We start from the raw sequence: 18,829 nt of genomic DNA, 5'->3' as shown, positions 1-18,829 counted from the left end.
AACGAAGGGCGGGCCGCTTGATCCGGGCGGACCACCCGGCGCCGGCGGGCCGGGGTGACCCCGTCTGCGCGCTGCGGCATCGGCAATGGTGGATCCTTTCCGGGTGGCGGGCGGCTGGGTCGTGGCGCCCCGCCTGGGCGGGCCGCGCGACCTCGCCAAGCATGGGGTGGAGATGTTTTAAGTGTCAAGCTTTATCTATGAGAACGCATATTCCCTGCGCCGCCGGGGCCGACCATGTGCAAGCCTTGGGCGCTTGTCCTGCTGACCAGTGCGTGCCCGTGCCTTGGGCGGTGCATCCGGGCGCAGGGCGGGAAAAAGCATGAAGCATGAAGAAAATGTGAAAAGCAGGGGGTGCATTGCCGCCAGCGGATAGTTGCTGCACTCGCGCGTCCCTAACCTTGCTCAATGCAGGGCGGGTGGCGTCGATTCGACCGGATCGGGGGGCTGCACCGCCGCAATAGAACAGACAGGGCGGGTTCGAAAGAGATGAATGTAGCCACGACAGACTTTCCCCAAGTTGCGATCCCGCCGGCGCGGTTGCTGATCGGCGGGGCCTGGGTCGAAGCCGCCTCGGGCGAGACCATTCCCGTGGTCAATCCCTCGACTGAACAGGTCTTTGCCCGGATCGCCGCCGGCGGTGCCGAAGACGTGGCGCGGGCGGTCGAGGCGGCCCATGCCTGTTTCGAAAGCGCCGCCTGGCAGAAGATGCGGCCGCTGGATCGCGGGCGGCTTCTGGAACGGCTGGCCCTGCTGATCGAGGCCGAGGCCGATGACCTGGCCCGGCTGGAAAGCTGGGACAATGGCAAGCCGCTGGCCGTGTCGCGCCACGTGGACCTGGCCTTTACCATGGATGCCCTGCGGTACTATGCCGGGTGGGCGTCGAAGATGGCCGGTGAATACATCACCCTGTCGCCCTTCGTCGATGATGGCGGGCTCTACCGGGCCTATACCGAACGTCGGCCGGTCGGCGTGGTCGGGGGCATCACGCCCTGGAACTTCCCGCTGGGCCAGGCCATCCAGAAGATCGCCCCGGCCATTGCCTTTGGCTGCACCATTGTCCTGAAACCCTCTGAAGAGACGTCGCTGACCACCCTGCGCCTGGGAGAGCTGATCTGCCAGGCGGGCTTTCCCGACGGTGCGGTGAACATCGTGACGGGCCATGGCGATCCGGTGGGCACCAGCCTCGTCGCCCATCCCAAGGTCCGCAAGATCGCCTTTACCGGGTCGACCCGGACGGGCCAGCACATCCTGGAAGCCTCGGCCCGCCAGATGAAACGGGTGACCCTGGAACTGGGGGGCAAATCGCCGACGATCGTTCTGGCCGATGCCGACATGGACCAGGCGATCCCCGGGGCGGCCATGGCGATATTCGGCAATTCGGGACAGGTCTGCACCGCCGGTTCGCGGCTCTTCGTGCAGGCCGAGGTCTATGACGAGGTCGTGGCCGGCATCGCCGAATTTGCCGCCGGGCTGTCCATCGGCCATGCCTTCGACCCGGCGACGGTGCTGGGCCCGCTGGTCTCGGCCCGCCAGCTGGAGCGGGTCAGCACGCTGGTCGACGGCGGGCGGGGCGACGGGGCCGAGGTGGTGACCGGCGGCGAAAGGGCCGGGGCGCAGGGGTTCTATTACCGCCCGACCGTGCTGCGCAACGTGGCGCCCGGCGCCCGGCTGAGCCGCGAGGAGATCTTTGGCCCGGTGGTCATTGCCAACCGGCTGGACGACATTTCCGCGCTGAAGGCCGCGGCCAATGACACCGAATACGGCCTGGGCGCCAGCATCTGGACCCGCGATCTGAACAAGGCCCATGTGCTGGCCGGCCAGATCGACGCCGGCACCGTCTGGATCAACACCCACAACGTGCTCGACACGGCCATGCCCTTCGGCGGGGTCAAGATGTCGGGGCTGGGCCGTGAATTCGGCACCGAGGCGATCAATGCCTTCACCGAAACGAGGGCCGTCTGCATGCGGCTCGATCCGACCGGCCTGGAATAGGGCGGCCCGGCCCGGGGCAGGCCCCGGCCCATGCAGAAGCGAATGTAGCCGCAGAGGTAAGCTGACATGAAGACTTTCGGAAAACGCGCCCTGTGCCGGGCGCTGGCGCCGCTGGCCCTGGCCGGGCTGGCCGGCGCGGCCACCGCCCAGGACACGATGGTGGGCTATGTCTCGCCCATCGCCAGCCAGCCGGGCCAGGCCATGGCCAACGAGATCATGGAAACCATGGCCGGCGAGCTGGGCTGGGATTATCGCATGCTGGATGCCAACCTGTCGCCCGACCGGCAGGTGTCGCATGTGGACACGCTGGTCACCCTGGGCGGCGACGTGATCTCGTCCTGGTCGCTTGATCCCAATGCCGTTGCCGCGGCCTATACCCGGGCCAACGAGGCCGGCGTGCCGGTGATCGGGGTCAATTCCGAGGGGCCGGGCGTGACGATGACGGTCTGGTGGGAAACCAACCTCTGTGTCGATGGCGGGGCCTATGACGTGCAGGCGGCCTGGATCAAGGAGCGCCGGCCCGAGGCCAAGGTCATCGTGATGGGCGGCCCGCCGGTGCCCTCGATCCAGCAGAACACCCGCTGTTTCGAAGCCGCGGCCAAGGCCGCCGGGTTCGAGGTGCTGGCCCAGGTCGACAACACCAAGGACAGCACGGCCAATGCGGCGACCATCGCGGCCGACCTGCTGGTGCGTCACCCCGATGCCGACGTGTTCTGGGCCTACAACGATTCCAGCGCGCTTGGCATCTCGGCGGCGGTCATGGCCTCGGGCAAGGGGGTCTATGGCGGCGACAGCACCGATGGCGTGATGATCTTCGGCATGAACGGTGACGAAGAGGCCATCGCGGCGATCCGCGAAGGCCGGATCACCGGCAGCTGGGACCCGGATGTCTATGGCATGGCCGCGGCCATCGTGCTGGGCATGAAATCCCTGCTCGACGCGCCGGGCGACGCCCAGGACGACCTGATCGTCAAGGCCAGGCTGCTGACCGCCGACAACATCGCCGATTACGTGCCGACGATGGATCGCGGCTACACGATCGACACCGTGCCGCTGCTGAAGTGACACGACCCAGGTGATCGCCCTGCGCGGCCGGACCGGTCAACCCGGGTCGCGCAGGGCCCCAAGGCCCCTCTCAACGCGAGCACCCGTTCCATGTCCAATTCCCCAACGCCCCCCGAGATCGTGGACGCCGATTACCTTGTCATCGGCGCAGGCTCTGCCGGCTGCGTGCTGGCCGCCCGCCTGTCCGAGGATCCGGGTGTCAGGGTCTGCCTGGTCGAGGCCGGGCGCAAGGACAACGATTTCTGGATCCACATCCCCGTGGGCTATGGCCGCACCATCGCCCGGCCGGACGTCAACTGGATGTTCGAAACCGAGCCCAACCCGGCGCTAGGCGGTCGGCGGATCTTTTGGCCCCGGGGCAAGGTGCTGGGCGGGTCGTCCTCGATCAACGGGCTGATCTACATCCGTGGCCAGGCCGAGGATTACGACCTGTGGCGCCAGGAGGGCAACACCGGCTGGGGCTATGACGACGTGCTGCCCTATTTCCGCAAGTCCGAGGACCAGGAGAACGGGGCCGACGACTGGCATGGGGCCGGCGGGCCCCTGTCGGTGACCAACCTGACCGAGCGCAACCCGCTGTGCGATGCCTTTGTCGGCTCGGCCGGGGCGGTGGGCATCCCGGCCAATCCCGATTTCAACGGCCGCGACCAGGAAGGCGCGGGCTATTTCCAGGCCACCGTCCGGCGCGGTCGGCGGGCCTCGACGGCGGTGTGCTACCTGCGCCCGGCGATGAAACGTCCCAACCTGACGGTCCTGACCGGGGTGACGGCCGAACGCATCCTCTTTGACGGCCGCCGGGCGACCGGCCTGCGCGCCACCCGTGACGGCCGTCCGGTCGAGATCCGCGCCGCCCGCGAGGTGATCGTGTCGGCCGGATCGGTCAAGTCGCCGCAATTGCTGATGCTGTCAGGCATCGGGCCGGCCGAGGATCTGCAGGGCCATGGCATCGACGTCGTCCACGACCTGCCCGGGGTCGGCCGGAACCTGCAGGACCATTACGGCGGCCAGATCACCTGGCGCTGCACCCGGCCGATCACGATGAACGACATCATGCTGTCCCGCCGGCGCCAGCTGGCCGCGGGCCTGCGCTGGCTGCTGACACGGGGCGGGCCGCTGTCGGTGCCGGCCGGCCAGGCCGGGCTGTTCACCCGGGTGCTGCCCGAAAGCGCGACGCCCGACCTGCAATTCCTGTTCCAGACCTTCTCGGGCGGCTATTACGAGGACGGTCTGTTCAAGTTCTCGGGCTTTGCCAATTTCATCTGCCCGGTCCGCCCGCGCAGCCGGGGCCACATGACCCTGCGCTCGGCCGATCCACATGACATGCCCCGGCTGTTCCCGAACTACTTCTCCGATCCGACCGACCGGCGGATCGCCGTCGAAGGGCTCAAGCTGGCCCGGCGCATGGCCGGGACGGGGCCGCTGGCGGATTTTGTCATCGACGAACACCTGCCCGGGTCGGACACAGCCAGCGATGCCGAGATCGAGCAATATCTCTGCGAGACCGGTGGCTGCGTGTCCCACCAGGTCGGCACCTGCAAGATGGGCCAGGATGCCAATGCCGTCGTCGACGACCGGTTGCGCGTGCGCGGGGTGACGGGCCTGCGGGTGATCGATGCCTCGATCATGCCCCGGCTGATTTCGGGCAATACCAACGCGGCCACGATCATGATCGGCGAAAAGGGCGCCGACATGGTCCGGAGCGACGCGGCATGACCGGCGCGGCAGACGTGGCACCGGCCATGGTGGCACGGGGCGACGTGATCGTCGAGGCGCGGGGCATCACCAAGTCCTTTCCCGGCGTGCGGGCGCTGGACGGGGTAGATCTCCGGATCCGCGCGGGCGAGGTCCATGCCCTGACCGGCGAGAACGGTTCGGGCAAGTCGACCCTGTCGAAGGTCATCGCCGGGATGCAACCGCCCGACGGGGGCGGGCTGTTCATCGACGGCCGGCCGGTGGCCTTCACCAGCCCGGCCGATGCCATCGCCCGGGGCATCGTGATGATCAGCCAGGAGCTCACCCTGGCCCCGACCCTGACCGTGGCCGAGAACATCTTCATGGGCCGCTTGCCGCGCACGCCGCTCGGCACGATTGCCTGGGGCCGGCTGGAACGCGATACCACGGCGGCGCTGGACCGGCTGGGGGTGCATGTCTCGCCCCGGGCGCGGGTGTCGGACCTGGGCGTCGAGCTGCGCCAGGAGATCGAGATCGCCCGGGCCCTGTCGTCGGATGCCCGGCTGCTGATCCTCGACGAGGCGACCAGTTCGCTGTCGGAAGCGGCCACCCGGCGGTTGCTGGACCTCGTCGCGCAGGAGCGTGACCGGGGCATGGCCATCCTGATGATCACCCACCGCATGCCCGAGATCTATGCGGTGTCCTCGGTGGCAACCGTGCTGCGCGACGGGCGCATGATCGACACGGTGCCGATCCCCGAGACCACCGAAAAGGGGCTGGTGCAGTTGATGGTCGGCCGCGAGATCGGCGATTATTATGCCAAGCGGGCGATCCCCCGGGGCGAGGTTGCGCTTGACGTCGACGGGCTGGCCACGGCGGATGGCAGCGTGGCACCGACCACGTTGCAGGTCCGGCGCGGCGAGATCCTGGGCATTGCCGGGCTGGCCGGATCGGGCAAGTCGGAGTTTGCCCAGGCGCTTGGCGGCGCCATCGCGGCCAGCGGGCGGATCGCCGTGGCCGGGCGGCCGATGCGCCCGGGCGATCCGGGGGCGGCCATCGCGGCGGGGGTGGGATACGTGCCCGATGACCGCAAGGGCGCGGCCATCCTTCCGGTGCGCGACATCACCGAGAATTTCGCCCTGGCCTGGATGGATCGGCTGACCCGGTTCGGCATGGTGTCCCAGCGGCGGCTGGCCGGCGAGGTGGGCGGCGCGATGGCCGATTACCACGTCGTGGCGGCCAATCCCGGTGTGCTGATTTCGACCCTGTCGGGCGGCAATCAGCAAAAGGTCGTTCTGGGCCGGACGTTCCGGCGCCAACCGGACGTGCTGGTGCTGAACGAGCCGACCCGGGGCGTCGATGTGGGCGCGAAGAGCGAGATCTACCGGTTGTTGCAGGATGCGGCCGAGGCCGGTGCGGCCGTGGTTGTCGTGTCGTCCGAGCTGCCCGAGATCCTGGGACTGGCCGATACCATCGCCGTCTTCTTCGAAGGCCGGGTGGTGGCCCGGTTCGACCGGTCCGAGGCGGATGAAGAGCGCATCGCCCATGCGGCCGTCGCCGGGGATGGCGCATATGATCGAGCCGGGGACGGCGCAGATGCTGGGTCCGGAGACGGCGCAGATATTGAGGCCGGAGACGGCGCAGATATTGAGGCCGGAGGCGGCGCGAGTGATGGCGCCCCGGACGGCACCAATGAAGGCGCAGGCACCGGCGCACATGATGGCGCGGGCAGTGCCGGTCGGGACGGCGCAAGCGGCGCCGCCGAAGATGACCCAAATACCGCCATCCGGGATGCCACAGGCCCGAATGCCGCGCCCGCCGTGTCGCACCCCGATGGCTCCGCCGGCAACGGCACCCCCACACCCAAGTCAGAGGCCGCCCCGACATGAGCAGCAGCACCGCCCCTTCCGCCCCCGTTTCCAACGGCGCCACGGCCAGCCTGGCCGCCCGGCTGCTGCAAGGCCGCTACGCCGGGGCGCTGATCAGCCTGCTGCTGATCTCGGTCTTTCTCTATCTCTACCAGCCGGTCTTTCTGACCTGGCCCAACCTGATGAACATCGTCAAATCCAACTCGGTGGCCTTCATCCTGGCCATGGGCGCCACGCTGGTCGTGATCTCGGGCTCGATGGACCTGTCCTTCGGTTCGGCCACCACCGCCGCGGCCATGGTCTTTGGCCTGCTGCTGATGGCCGGCGTGCCCCTGCCGCTGGCCATGATCGGCGCGCTGCTTGCCGGCGGCCTGCTGGGCGCGATCAACGGCTACCTCGTCAGCTATGCCGGGATCTCGTTCTTCGTCGTCACCCTGGGCACCCTGTCGGTGTTCCAGAGCTTTGCCCTGATCGTCAATGACGGCGGTTCGATCTCGGTCTTCTCGCATCCCGGGTTCAAGGCCCTGAACGGTTTCGTCAACGGCAATGTCGGTCCGGTGCCGATCATCCTGATCTTCGACCTCGTGCTGTTCCTGGCCCTGGGCTTCGTGCTGCGCTTCACCGCCTTCGGCCGGGCGCTCTATTCGATCGGTTCCAACCCTGAGGCCGCCCGGCTGAACGGCATCAACGTGCGCCGCGTGCTGTTCATGGTCTTCGTGATCTCGGGCCTGACGGCCGGGCTGGCCAGTGTCGTGCAGGTCGGCCGGCTGACCGTGGCCTCGCCCGAGGTCGACATGAACCTGCTGCTGACCGTGCTGGCCGCCGTGCTGATCGGTGGCACGGCAATGACCGGCGGCGAAGGCGGGGTGCTGGGCACGCTGATCGGCGTGCTGTTCCTGGGCGTTGTGCAGAACGGGCTGACCCTGACCGGGGTGTCGTCCTTCTGGCAAGGCGCGCTGAGCGGCGGCATCCTGATCTTCTCGGTCTGGCTGGGCGGGGTGCGCGGCATGCTGCGCGCCCGGCGCCAGGCCAGGGTGGGCTGACGCCCGCCCGGCACCTTTCCCTGGGACATTACTGCAAGAAGGACAGGCGACATGTCGCGACTGGACAATGATTTCGGATTGCTGGGCGATGCGGCCCGGGCGGCCATGGGCCGGAGCCACGGGTTGCATGTGGACGGCCGCGCGGTCGAGACGGGGCGCAGCTATGCCCTGACCGATCCGACCAGCGGGGCCGAGTTTGCCCGCGCGGCCGAAGCCGGCCCGGCCGAGGTCGACGCGGCAGTCGATGCCGCGCGGCGGGCGCTTGCCGGGGCCTGGGGGCGGCTGCGCCCGCATGAGCGGGAGCGGCGGATGCTGCGGCTGGCCGATCTGCTCGAAGCCCATGAACGCGAGATGTCCGAGATCGAGACGCTGTGTTCGGGCCGGTTGCTGGGCAATACCGCCGGGGTCGACGTGCAATATTCGGCCCATGTCCTGCGCTACATGGCCGGCTGGGCGACCAAGCTGGAAGGCCAGACCATGCGCCTGTCGGTGCCCTATATCCCCGACGGTGACCTGCGCGGCTACACCTTCCGCGAGCCGGTGGGCGTGGTCGGGGCCATCGTGCCCTGGAACGTGGCCCTGGGGATCGCGGTCTGGAAGATCGCCCCGGCCCTGGCCGCGGGCTGTACCATCGTGCTCAAGCCGGCCCCGCAGACGCCGCTGTCGGCCCTGCGGTTTGCGGAGCTGGCGCTGGAGGCGGGCATTCCCGAAGGGGTGATCAACATCGTGACGGGCAGCGGCGCCGAGGTCGGCGAATTGCTGGTGGCCCATCCCGGGGTGGCCATGGTCAGCTTTACCGGCTCGACCGAGGTGGGGCGCAAGATCGCCGGGCAGGCCGCGGCGCAGTTCAAGAAGTACAGCCTTGAGCTGGGGGGCAAGTCGCCGGTCATCGTCATGGAAGACGCCGATGTCGACCAGGTGGCCCAGGCCGCGGCCTGGGCGATCTTTGGCAACCACGGCCAGAATTGCTGCGCCGGATCGCGGCTTTACGTGCATCGTTCGATCCATGACGCGGTGATCGAAGGCGTCGCGGCCGTGGCCCGGAGCATCGAGCTGTCGGCGCCGTTGCAGGACGGCGCGGTGATGGGCCCGGTGGTCAGCCATGCCCAGCAGCGGCGCATCCTGTCCTATGTCGAAGGCGGTCTGGCCGATGGCGCGCGGCTGGTGACCGGCGGGGCGGCGCCCGATCACCCGGGGGCCTATGTGCAGCCCACGGTGCTGGACGGGGCGCGGCCGGGCATGGCCGCGGTGCGCGACGAGATCTTCGGCCCGGTGCTGATGGCCGCGGCCTTCGACACCGAACAAGAGGTGCTGGCCCTGGCCAACCAGTCGCGCTTTGGCCTGGGCGCCAGTGTCTTCACCCGCGACACCGACCGCATCCGGCGGATGACCGACGGGCTGGAAGCCGGGTCGGTCTGGATCAACGTGCACAACGCCCTGGACGTGGCCCTGCCCTTCGGCGGCTGGAAGGACTCGGGCGTGGGCAACGACCTGGGCGAAGCGGCCGTCCTGGGCCACACCCGGCTCAAGGCCTCGGTGCAGTATCACGCCTGACGGCTGCCATCGGTCCTGCCCGAAATCCGGGCAGGGCCCGCCGGCCGGGCAAGCGGCCCGGGCCGGCCGGTGCAATGCCACTCAAGGAGGGGTTGAACGATCTTGCCCTGCCTCGCTAGGATCATCGGAACGGCCCCGGGCCCGTCCATCGCGACGGGGCGGGTGTGAAGGATGACCCCGATCATGTTGCAGCAATTCGACGATATCGTCAGCCCCCCGGACAGCGGTCTGCGGGCGCGGCTGCGCGATGCCGGGCTGCGCCTGTCGGGCACCGAGCGCATCCGTGACCACATGTGCACGGCCATGGCCCCGCACAGCATTGCCATGACCGGCATGCCCGCGCGGACCGGCGGGGGCGAGCGGGTCGATTTCTGGCACGGGTCGATCGACCTGGGCGGGGTGGCCGTGCATTACGTCGATTACCAATGTGATGCCGAGGCGGTGAACGTGCGGGTGGATGCGCCCCAGGATGGCATCATGCTCAAGTTCCCGGTGTCGCGGCAGACCCGGGTCTTTGTCGACGGGGCCGACTACCTTGTGCGGCCCAACGAGTTCACGATCATCGGCCCGGGTGCGCGGTATGGCACCTCGATGGCCGGCAACAGTCAGCACCTCGCGGTAGCGATCGACAATGCCTGGCTGACCACCTACCTGACCTCGCAGGACCTGCCCCTGCGCAGCCAGAACCTCAGCTTTGCGCCCGTGGCCTACCGGGTCGACGCCGAGGGATACGTGCTGTCCAACGTGTTGCTGATGCTGGTGCGCGGTCTGTGCGAAGGCAACCAGAGCCTGAACACATTCGGCCTGGAAACCCATCTCAAGCAGCTGATCACCTCGGCCGTGCTGGGCCTGTCGCCGGAATACCGCCAGGTCGGCCGGGCCCAGAGCCAGCCCGACGCCGTACCGGCCTATGTCCTCAGCGCCGAGCGGTTCATGCAGGACAGCCTGCAGGAGCAGATCGGCATGGATGACATCGTGCGCCAGAGCGGGGTGCCGCGCCGCACGCTCTTTGCCGGGTTCCGCAAGCACCGGGGCACGACGCCCATGGCCCGGCTCAAGGCCATGCGCCTGAAGGCCGTCAAGGCCGCGCTGGAAACCGACGTGGCGCCGGGGCTGACGGTGACCGAAGTGGCGATGGACTACGGGTTCTACCACCTGGGCCGGTTCAGCAAGGATTTCCGCGATGCCTTCGGCACCCTGCCGTCCGAGATCCGCCGCCGCCGGATTTGAGCGGCGGCGGGACCGGAGCCTATTGCGCCGCGCGCTGGCCGAACGAGGGCGGCGCCTCGCCCGGGACCGAGGAAAGCAGGCGTCGGGTGTATTCGTGGCGGGGCTCGGCAAAGACCTCTTCGGTCCAGCCGGATTCGACGATCTCGCCGCGATACATCACCACGACCCGCTCGCAGATGTAACGCACCACGGCCAGGTCATGCGAGATCAGCAACAGGCCGAACCCCATCTCGTCGCGCAGCCGCGACAGCAGGTTGAGCAGCTGGGCCTGCACAGACACGTCCAGCCCCGACACGATCTCATCGGCCACCAGCAGCCGGGGCATGACACAGAGCGCCCGGGCGATGTTGACCCGCTGTTTCTGGCCGCCCGACAGCTGTGACGGATAGCGCAGGGCCATTTCCGACGACAGCCCGACCTCGCGCAGCAACTCGGTGGCCCGCACGACCCGTTCGTCATGGCCCGCGCCCCGGGCTTCCATCGCCTGGGCCACGATGCTGCCCACCCGCCGGCGCGGGTTCAGGGCGGAATGGGGGTCCTGAAAGACCATCTGGCCGTTTTCCACCCGGCGCGCCCGGACCGCCGGTTCCTGGTCGCTGACACTGTCGCCGCACAGGATCATCCGGCCCGAGGTCGGCAGGTCCATCCCCACGGCCATCCGCGCGAGGGTCGATTTGCCGGACCCGGATTCGCCGACGATGCCCACGAATTCGCCCTGGCGGATCGTCAGGTCGATGCTGCGGGCCGCGTCAAAGGTCTTGCGCCTGGCCAGCAGGCCGGGCTTGGACACGTATCGCTTGCCCACGTCCTGGGCCACCAGCAGGGGGTCGCCCGTCTCGATCCGGCGCAGGGCGGGCAGGGGCAGGCCCTCGGTCGAGATCGTGTCGACCTTGTCGGCATGGATGCAGCGGCTGGCATGCCCGCCGGGGTCCGCCGGGCCGGCCGGCACCAGCGCCGGTTCCAGCTCGTCGCAGGCCGCCGAGCGCAGCGGGCAGCGCGGGGCGAACCGGCACCCGGGCAGGCCCTTCATCTCGATCAGGCCGGGCATCCGCCCGGGCATCGAGAACAGCGCCCGGCGCGGGCCGAACAACTCGGGATTGGCCAGTTGCAGGCAGCGGGTATAGGCATGGCGCGGCGTGCGGAAGACATCGTCGGCCAGCCCGCGCTCGACGATCCGCCCGCCGTAAAGCACCATCATGTCGTCGCAGATATGCGCGGCCAACCGCAGGTCATGGGTGATGAAGATCACCGCCGTGTCGTAGCGGCTCTGCATCTCGCCGATCAGCTCGACGACCCGGCCCTGGATCGACACGTCGAGCGCGGTTGTCGGTTCGTCGGCAATGACCAGCCGGGGCCGGGAAGCAAAGGCCATGGCGATCAGGATGCGCTGCAATTGCCCGCCCGAGAACTGGTGGGGGTATTTCGCCAGCACTTCGGCGCTGGCGTCCAGCCCGACGGCATCGAACATTTCCAGCGCCCGCTCGCGGCGCTGCGCGGCGGTGCCATGGCCGATCAGGCGCAGGTGTTCGTCGAACTGGCGGCCGACGGTCTGGACCGGGTTCAGCGCGGTCAGCGGTTCCTGCGGGATAAAGGCGATCTCGCGGCCCAGCAGGCGGCGGTGTTCGGCGCCCGACAGGGTGGCCAGGTCGCGGCCGTCGTATTCCAGCGTGCCGTCCATGATGCCCACGCCATCGGGCAGCAGGCGGGCGATGGTCTTGGCGATCATCGACTTGCCCGCCCCGGATTCCCCGATCAGCCCCAGGACGCGGCCGGGTTCCAGCGTGAAGCTGACCTTGTGGTTGATCGGCAGCCCGGCCTTGACCACGCCGACCGTCAGCCCGTTTGCCTTCAGAAGTGCCGCCATGTCACACGCCCCGCGAGGTGTTCTGCCGCGCGTCCAGCCCCTTGCGGAGCCCTTCTCCCAGCAGGTTGAAGCCGGCGACCGTGACGAAGACGGCCGCGATCGGCAGGAAGAGACCCCAGGGGGAGTCGTAGATGTTCATCCGCGCGTCGGCGATCATCTGGCCCCAGGCCGGGATATTCGCGCTGACACCCATGCCGACAAAGCTGAGGATGGCCTCGACCGTCACGGCAATGCCCATTTCCAGGCTGAACAGGGTGATGATCAGGGGCACCACGGCGGGCAGCACTTCGCGGCTGAGGGTGATGAAATGGCTCTGGCCCAGCATGCGCGCGGCCGAAACATAGGCCTGCTGGCGGACCAGGATGACCTCGGCCCGCAGCACCCGGCAGAAACGGGTCCAGTCGACCAGGATGATGGCCAGGATGACCTTGTCCAGCCCGACGCCCAGCCCGACGATCAGGATCAGCGACAGCACGACCGGGGGGAACGAGATCCAGACATCGACGGTGCGGCTGATCAGCGTGTCGACCCAGCCGCCGAAATAGCCGGCCAGCAGGGCGGCAATGGTGCCCAGGATCATGGCTCCGACGGCCGAAACGATGGCCACGGTCATGGCCACCCGGGCGCTGTAGATCAGGCGGGACAGCACGTCGCGGCCCAGCGAATCCGTGCCCAGGGGGAAATTGGGATCGCCCCCGGGCTGCCAGCTGGGCGGCAGCAGCACCCAGAGCAGGTCCTGGGTGTCGGGATCATGCGGGGCCAGCAGCGGGGCGAAGACCGCGGTGAGAAAGACGGCCAGGACGATGACCAGGCCGACGATGGTGCGGGGATCGCGAAGATAGGGGGGCAATGTCATGTTACGCCGTGGCCTTGGGGTTGAGCGCGACACACAGGGCATCGACCAGCGTGTTGATCAGCAGGGTGACGGCGCAATAGGTCAGCCCGACCATCTGGATGACCGGCAGGTCGGCATTGCGCACCGAGCCGACCATCAGGTTGCCGACCCCGGGATAGGAACAGATGACCTCGATCAGCAGGGTGCCTCCGAAGAGAAAGCCGAATTGCACGCCCATCAGGGTCAGGGTCGGCAGGATGGCGTTCTTGAGGGCATGTGACACCAGGATGCGTTCCTCGCTGACCCCGCGCATGCGGGCCTGGGCGATATAGCCTTCCTGGTAGACATCCAGCAGCGACGAGCGCAGCACGCGCATGACGATCGGCGCAAAGCTGATGCCCAGGGCCGTGGCCGGGATCAGCATGTGCACCAGCGCGGACCAGAAGACCCGGACTTGTCCGGCGGCCAGGGCATCGATCAGCAGAAAGCCGGTGCCCCCGGGCTGGACCATGCCCGGATCGAGCCGGCCGATGAAGGGCAGGACGGGCCAGAACACGCCGAAGACGAAGATCAGGATCAGGCCCCACAGGAAATCCGGCAGCGACAGCATCAGCAGCGATCCGACATCGCCGGCGGCCTCGCCCACCGTTCCGCGCATGCGAAAGATCACCAGCCCGCCGCCGATGCCCACCACCGTGGCAATGATCGCCGCGACAACGGCCAGTTCGATCGTCGCCGGCAGGGTCTTGGCGATCAGCTCGCCCACCGGCTGGCGATACTGGATCGACGTGCCGAATTCGCCGGACAGCGTATCGCGCAGCCAGATGGCATATTGATGGGGGATCGGCAGGTTCAGCCCCATGGCCTCGCGCATGGCTTCGATTTCGTCGTTGGTCGCCGTGGGTGGCAGCGACATGGCCGCCGGATCGACGGGCAGCAGGCGCAGCACGAGGAACAGCAGCATCGACACCGCCAGCAGGATCGGGATGACCACCAGCATCCGCCGGCTGATCACCCTGGCCATGGTCAGAAGCATCGCGGGGTCTCCGGCTGGGCACCGGCGCCGCAGGGGCGGGCGCAGGATGGGACGCGGGGTCGGGCGGGCAGGGTCATGGCAGGTCCTCGGCTGGCGGCAGGGCGGGGCGGATCAGGCGGGCTCGGCCTGGGGCCGCTCGTGGCGCAGCTCGGCCGGCGCCAGGCTGCGGCCGCGCAGGATGTCGGCGGCCTTCTCGGCGATCATGATGGTCGGCGCATTGGTGTTGCCCGACACCAGGGTCGGCATGACCGACGCATCGACCACCCGCAGGCCTTCGATGCCCCGGACCTTCAGGGTCGGGTCGACCACGGCCATCGGATCGTTGCCCATCTTGCAGGTGCCGACCTGGTGGGCGATCGACAGGCCGGTCTCGCGGGCGAAGGCCAGCAATTCGTCATCGCTGCGGCAATCGGGCCCCGGGGAATGTTCGGCCAGGATCTCGGCCTGCATCTCGGGCTGCTCCATCACCGCGCGCGAGATCTTCATGCCCTCGACCAGGATGCGCCGGTCGTTGGCCGCCGACAGGTAATTGGCCTGCATCACCGGCGCCTCGGCCGGATCGGCGGATTTCAGGCGCAGCGTGCCCCGGCTTTCGGGCCGGGTCGGGCAGGCCACGTTGGCAAAGCCCGAGAACTTGTGCAGCCCTTCGTCGTATTCATCGTGGCTGAAGGTCTGGAACAGGAATTGCAGGTCGGGCGTGGCCACGTCGGGCGACGACTTGATGAAAGCCCCGACCTGCGCCGCCGAGATCGTCAGCGGGCCCTTGCGCGTCAGGATGTATTGCAGCCCGACCTGCAACTGGCGCAGCGGGCTGGCCATGATGTCGTTGACCGTCAGCGGGCGCCGGGCCTTGTAGGACATGATCGCCCCGTAATGGTCCTGCAGGTTCTCGCCCACGCCGGGCAGGTCATGCACCACCGGCAGGCCCATGTCCGCCAGGTGGCCGGCCGGGCCGACCCCGGACAGCAGCAGCAGCTTGGGCGAGTTGATCGAGCCGGCGGCCAGGATCACTTCGCGGCGGGCCCGGATGGTCACGGTATGGCCGTTGATCTCGGCCTCGACCCCGATGGCGCGGCGGCCCTCAAAGATCACCCGGCGCGTCAAGGCCCCGGTCTCGACCCGCAGGTTGGGCCGCTTGCGCGCAGGGTGCAGGTAGGCCACGGCGGCCGAGCAGCGCCGCGCGTGGCGGGTGGTCAGCTGGTAATAGCCGATGCCTTCCTGGCTGGCCCCGTTGAAATCCTGGGTCTCGGGAATGCCCGTGCGCACGCCCGCCTTGATGAAGGCGTCGCACAGCGGATTGCGTTCCACCAGGTTCGACACCCGCAGCGGGCCGTCCGCGCCATGGTAGGTGTCGGACCCGTTCTCCTGGTCCTCGGCCTTGCGGAAATAGGGCAGCACGCTTTCATAGCCCCAGCCGGTGTTGCCCATCTGGCGCCACAGGTCGTAATCCTCGGCCTGGCCGCGAATGTAGAGCAGGCCGTTGATCGACGACGACCCGCCCAGCACCTTGCCGCGCGCCCAGTACATCCGCCGGCCGCCGATCTCGGCGTCGGGTTCGGTTTCGAACCGCCAGTTCAGGCGCGGGTCGACGATGGTCTTGCCGTAGCCGATCGGGATGTGGATCCAGGGGCTGCGATCCGCGCCGCCGGCCTCCAGCACGGTCACCTGGGTCGCGGGATCTTCGGTCAGCCGCGCGGCCATGACACATCCGGCCGAGCCGGCGCCGACGACGATGTAATCCGTCTCAAAATCCTGGGTCACCTGGGGTCTCCTTCCGCTTCGCTCGGGCCGGGGTTCCGTGAGGGCAGGGCCGCCCGAGGCCAATCTGCGCCGGCCGGGTCAGGGAGAGAGACGGTCCGGGCATATTGTTTAAGCTTGAATGTTTCACAGCCGTACATTGACAGGCAATACACTTTTTCCAAAACTGTGATGCCAAAGGGGTATCGCATATGGAATTGAAACGGATTCGGGCTTGTATTGCCGTGGGTGATGCCGGGGGTTTTCGGCGGGCTGCGGCTGAATTGGGATTGGCCCAGCCGGCTTTAAGTCGCCAGATCAGGGGGTTGGAAGAGGAAATCGGCGCCCGGCTGTTTGATCGCGGATCAAGCGGTGTGCGCCTGACCGATGCCGGGCGGCGGTTCCTGGATCGGGCGCGTCACCTGGTCGGGGAATATGATGCGATCTGTCGCGAGGCGCGAGCGCTGGATCGCGGCGATTCGGGGGTTTTGCGTATCGGGGTCACGCCGGATGCAACCTGGGGCGACGTGGTGCCCGGGCTGCTTGGCGCCCTGGCGCGCGAGATGCCTGACCTGGATGTGGACCTGCGCGAAGGGGCGGTGGTCGAGCTGGCGCAGTCCGTTGCCAGCGGGGCGCTGGATGGTGCGTTCTTGTGGTCCGACGTGGGGCAAGCCTATGATTTAGCGTCATTTCCCGTTGCGGAATGTGGCCTGTGCCTGGCGCTTCCCGAGGGATCGCCGCTGGCCGACCGTGAGGGCATCGGGTTGGCGGATCTGGCGGGCGAGACGCTGATTGCCCTGCATCAGGCAGCGGCCCCGGCCCTGCATGGTGCCCTGACGGCCGGCATCTCGGAATCCCGTCTGCGCCCAAAGCGCGTGCATCCCGCGCAGAATGAGGCGGAAATTTTGGCAATGGTTCGAATGGGGCGCGGAATGGGCCTCGTCAGCGCCTGGAATGACCAGCGATGCCCAAACGGTATCGTATTGCGCGGGATTGCCGGGCCGGCCTTGCAAATGCGTCTGCAATTTGCCGTGCAAGAGGGGGAAACCTCCGCCCCATTGCGCCGCCTGATCGAGATGATTTCCCGAAATGCCCGGATTCAAGGCAGCGCCCCATCGAAAATATGCCAGACCTAAAATAAATTATTGACAGCTTTACGGCTGCGGCCGTTAGGTTCAGGGCAGAACTTCTCCACGTTTCCCGGCGCGGCCACCTGGCGGGCGCCCAGTCAGCGGGCCTGTGCGCCCGACCCATCGTTGCGGCCGGAGATCCGGCAGAAAGACCGGCGCCGCGCGGCCGCCGTTGCCATCCGGCACGGCCGGCGGGGGTCGTCCGAGTGGCGGCCGAACCTTCCAACAAAGGACAACCGACATGGAACTGAATCGCAGACAATTTGGGGCCCTTGGCCTGGCCGGCCTGCTGATGGCCAAGGGGGCCACCGTGCTGGCCCAGGGCGCCGACAGCCTGACCATCGCCTGGCCCAGCGACGTGCCGAACTGGGACCCGAACCTGCGTTTCGCGCCCGATGCCCAGCCGATCTACAAGCTGGTCTACGATCAGCCGCTCGACCAGGATGTCGACCTGAACCTGGTGCCCGGCGTGATCTCGGAATGGGAGATGGCCGACGACGGGCTGTCGCTGAAGCTGGTCCTGCGCGACGACGTGACCTTTCACGACGGCACCCCGATGACGGCCAAGGACGTGGCCTATACCTTCATGGGGCGTCGCCTGGCCGGCCACAATATCGACGTCAATTCGACCTGGGGCTCGGTGGAAACCGTCGACATTGCCTCGCCGACCGAACTGACGATGAACTTCTCGCGCCCGATGACCACGGCGCCGCAATGGTTGGCTTTCCTGGGCTCTTACGTGGTCTCCAAGGCCTATGTCGAAGAAGTCGGCGAAGACGGCCTGCGCGAAAAACCCATGGGCACGGGGCCTTACAAGCTGGTGCAATACGACCGCGACAGCCGGATCGTGCTGGAAGCCTATGACGGCTATTGGGGTGGCGTGGCGCCGATCAAGACGGTGACCATCCAGATCGTCAAGGATCCCTCGGCGCGGCTGGCCGCGATCCAGTCGGGCCAGGTCGACCTGACCATCGCCCTGCCGGTGCGCGACACGCAGCGGCTGGAAAAGACGCCGGGCGTGACGGCCAAGCTGTTGCCGATCACCCGGATCATCCTGCTGATGGTCAACTCCGACAAGGCGCTGACCGATGACAACCTGCGGCTGGCCCTGTCGCATGCGGTCAACAAGGACGCCCTGTCGCGCGCCTTTTACGGTGGGGCGGCGGTGCCGATCGACGTGGCGGCCTCGCCGGGTACGCCGGGCTATGTCGAGGATTACGACTTTGCCTTCGACCCCGAGCTGGCCAAGGAACTGCTGGCCAAGTCGGGCTATGGCCCCGACAACCCGGCCAAGATCAGCTTTGCCACGACCAACGGCCAGTTCCCATCGGATTACGACATCGCCCGGGCCTTGGTGCAGATGTGGGGCCAGGTGGGGATCGAGGCCGAACTGGAAGTCATTGAATATGCCAAGTATTTCGAGCTGACCCGGGCCGGTCAGCTGCCCGACCTGACGCTCTATTCCTGGGACAACGCAACCGGCGATCCCGAGATCTATGCCGGCTATCTGCTGAACCCCAACATGCCGTTTTCGCCCTGGAAGACCGGCGAGATCCCGCAGCGCGTGACCGAGCTGTTCGGCATGACGGATTACGATGCGCGGATCGAGGCCTACAAGCAGCTCGTGATGGATGCGACCGACCAGGGCGTGACCATGCCCTTGCTGCAATCGGTGCTGACGGTGGCCTATCGCGACAGCCTGGAGGTGCCGGAATACAAGAACGGCTGGATCCTGGCCAACAAGATCACGCGTAGCTGATCGACGTCGGGCGGGGCCGCCACGCGTGGCCCCGCCCCGGTGGAA

General features: G+C 67.8%; 13 protein-coding genes. 9 read left to right on the top strand and 4 right to left on the bottom strand.

Annotation, left to right across the window (positions count from 1 at the left end; translation table 11 throughout):
* Nucleotides 1-486: 486 nt before the first annotated feature.
* From ACK3BB_RS24120 to ACK3BB_RS24090, 7 genes are all read left to right on the top strand, one after another.
* Complete coding sequence (locus ACK3BB_RS24120) at nt 487-1,992, top strand: aldehyde dehydrogenase family protein (protein ID WP_428929263.1); 1,506 nt, start codon at nt 487-489, stop codon at nt 1,990-1,992.
* A gap of 66 nt (nt 1,993-2,058) precedes the next feature.
* Complete coding sequence (locus tag ACK3BB_RS24115; protein WP_428929262.1) at nt 2,059-3,057, top strand: sugar ABC transporter substrate-binding protein; 999 nt, start codon at nt 2,059-2,061, stop codon at nt 3,055-3,057.
* Nucleotides 3,058-3,147: 90 nt separating this feature from the next.
* Nucleotides 3,148-4,770 carry a GMC family oxidoreductase gene (locus ACK3BB_RS24110; protein WP_428929261.1) on the top strand — a complete coding sequence of 541 codons (1,623 nt, stop codon included), beginning with the start codon at nt 3,148-3,150 and terminating at the stop codon, nt 4,768-4,770.
* On the top strand, nt 4,767-6,617 hold the full coding sequence (locus ACK3BB_RS24105; protein WP_428929260.1) for an ATP-binding cassette domain-containing protein: 1,851 nt from the start codon (nt 4,767-4,769) through the stop codon (nt 6,615-6,617). The genes ACK3BB_RS24110 and ACK3BB_RS24105 overlap by 4 nt, the downstream gene beginning before the upstream one ends.
* Nucleotides 6,614-7,639, top strand: a complete 1,026-nt coding sequence (locus ACK3BB_RS24100; protein ID WP_428929388.1) for an ABC transporter permease — start codon at nt 6,614-6,616, stop codon at nt 7,637-7,639. The genes ACK3BB_RS24105 and ACK3BB_RS24100 overlap by 4 nt, the downstream gene beginning before the upstream one ends.
* A 51-nt stretch (nt 7,640-7,690) precedes the next feature.
* A complete protein-coding gene (locus tag ACK3BB_RS24095) occupies nt 7,691-9,193 on the top strand; it encodes an aldehyde dehydrogenase family protein (RefSeq protein WP_428929387.1) in 1,503 nt (500 codons plus the stop codon).
* Between the two features lie 171 nt (nt 9,194-9,364).
* Entirely contained in the window at nt 9,365-10,423 is a 1,059-nt protein-coding gene (locus ACK3BB_RS24090; protein WP_428929386.1) for an AraC family transcriptional regulator, read from the top strand.
* A gap of 19 nt (nt 10,424-10,442) precedes the next feature.
* Here the strand turns inward: ACK3BB_RS24090 and ACK3BB_RS24085 are convergent, their stop codons facing one another.
* The 4 genes from ACK3BB_RS24085 to ACK3BB_RS24070 all read right to left on the bottom strand — a co-directional run bounded on the left by ACK3BB_RS24085 (nt 10,443) and on the right by ACK3BB_RS24070 (nt 15,919).
* On the bottom strand, nt 10,443-12,287 hold the full coding sequence (locus ACK3BB_RS24085) for a dipeptide ABC transporter ATP-binding protein (RefSeq protein ID WP_428929385.1): 1,845 nt from the start codon (nt 12,285-12,287) through the stop codon (nt 10,443-10,445).
* A gap of 1 nt (nt 12,288) precedes the next feature.
* A complete protein-coding gene (locus tag ACK3BB_RS24080) occupies nt 12,289-13,143 on the bottom strand; it encodes an ABC transporter permease (RefSeq protein ID WP_428929384.1) in 855 nt (284 codons plus the stop codon).
* A 1-nt stretch (nt 13,144) separates the two neighbouring features.
* Nucleotides 13,145-14,158, bottom strand: a complete 1,014-nt coding sequence (locus tag ACK3BB_RS24075) for an ABC transporter permease (protein ID WP_428929383.1) — start codon at nt 14,156-14,158, stop codon at nt 13,145-13,147.
* 111 nt (nt 14,159-14,269) lie between these two features.
* Complete coding sequence (locus tag ACK3BB_RS24070) at nt 14,270-15,919, bottom strand: GMC family oxidoreductase (protein ID WP_428929382.1); 1,650 nt, start codon at nt 15,917-15,919, stop codon at nt 14,270-14,272.
* Nucleotides 15,920-16,107: 188 nt separating this feature from the next.
* On the opposite strand from ACK3BB_RS24070, the gene ACK3BB_RS24065 reads away from it, so the two are divergent.
* Both ACK3BB_RS24065 and ACK3BB_RS24060 read left to right on the top strand, forming a co-directional pair.
* Nucleotides 16,108-17,031 (top strand): LysR family transcriptional regulator, encoded by a 924-nt coding sequence (locus ACK3BB_RS24065; protein WP_428929381.1) that lies wholly within the window; start codon nt 16,108-16,110, stop codon nt 17,029-17,031.
* A gap of 235 nt (nt 17,032-17,266) precedes the next feature.
* Nucleotides 17,267-18,784 (top strand): ABC transporter substrate-binding protein, encoded by a 1,518-nt coding sequence (locus ACK3BB_RS24060; protein ID WP_428929380.1) that lies wholly within the window; start codon nt 17,267-17,269, stop codon nt 18,782-18,784.
* The last annotated feature ends 45 nt before the right edge of the window (nt 18,785-18,829 follow it).

Source organism: Marinibacterium sp. SX1, from assembly GCF_050389775.1.
GTDB lineage: Bacteria > Pseudomonadota > Alphaproteobacteria > Rhodobacterales > Rhodobacteraceae > Marinibacterium.
This window is presented reverse-complemented; position numbering and strand designations above follow the sequence as displayed.

Bases quoted from the DNA above. Each gene is read 5' to 3' on its own strand.
- ACK3BB_RS24115 (WP_428929262.1), top strand. From the start codon at position 2,059: ATGAAGACTTTCGGAAAACGCGCCCTGTGCCGGGCGCTGGCGCCGCTG.
- ACK3BB_RS24105 (WP_428929260.1), top strand. From the start codon at position 4,767: ATGACCGGCGCGGCAGACGTGGCACCGGCCATGGTGGCACGGGGCGAC.
- ACK3BB_RS24110 (WP_428929261.1), top strand. From the start codon at position 3,148: ATGTCCAATTCCCCAACGCCCCCCGAGATCGTGGACGCCGATTACCTT.
- ACK3BB_RS24060 (WP_428929380.1), top strand. From the start codon at position 17,267: ATGGAACTGAATCGCAGACAATTTGGGGCCCTTGGCCTGGCCGGCCTG.
- ACK3BB_RS24080 (WP_428929384.1), bottom strand. From the start codon at position 13,143: ATGACATTGCCCCCCTATCTTCGCGATCCCCGCACCATCGTCGGCCTG.
- ACK3BB_RS24085 (WP_428929385.1), bottom strand. From the start codon at position 12,287: ATGGCGGCACTTCTGAAGGCAAACGGGCTGACGGTCGGCGTGGTCAAG.
- ACK3BB_RS24090 (WP_428929386.1), top strand. From the start codon at position 9,365: ATGACCCCGATCATGTTGCAGCAATTCGACGATATCGTCAGCCCCCCG.
- ACK3BB_RS24075 (WP_428929383.1), bottom strand. From the start codon at position 14,158: ATGCTTCTGACCATGGCCAGGGTGATCAGCCGGCGGATGCTGGTGGTC.
- ACK3BB_RS24100 (WP_428929388.1), top strand. From the start codon at position 6,614: ATGAGCAGCAGCACCGCCCCTTCCGCCCCCGTTTCCAACGGCGCCACG.
- ACK3BB_RS24065 (WP_428929381.1), top strand. From the start codon at position 16,108: ATGGAATTGAAACGGATTCGGGCTTGTATTGCCGTGGGTGATGCCGGG.
- ACK3BB_RS24120 (WP_428929263.1), top strand. From the start codon at position 487: ATGAATGTAGCCACGACAGACTTTCCCCAAGTTGCGATCCCGCCGGCG.
- ACK3BB_RS24095 (WP_428929387.1), top strand. From the start codon at position 7,691: ATGTCGCGACTGGACAATGATTTCGGATTGCTGGGCGATGCGGCCCGG.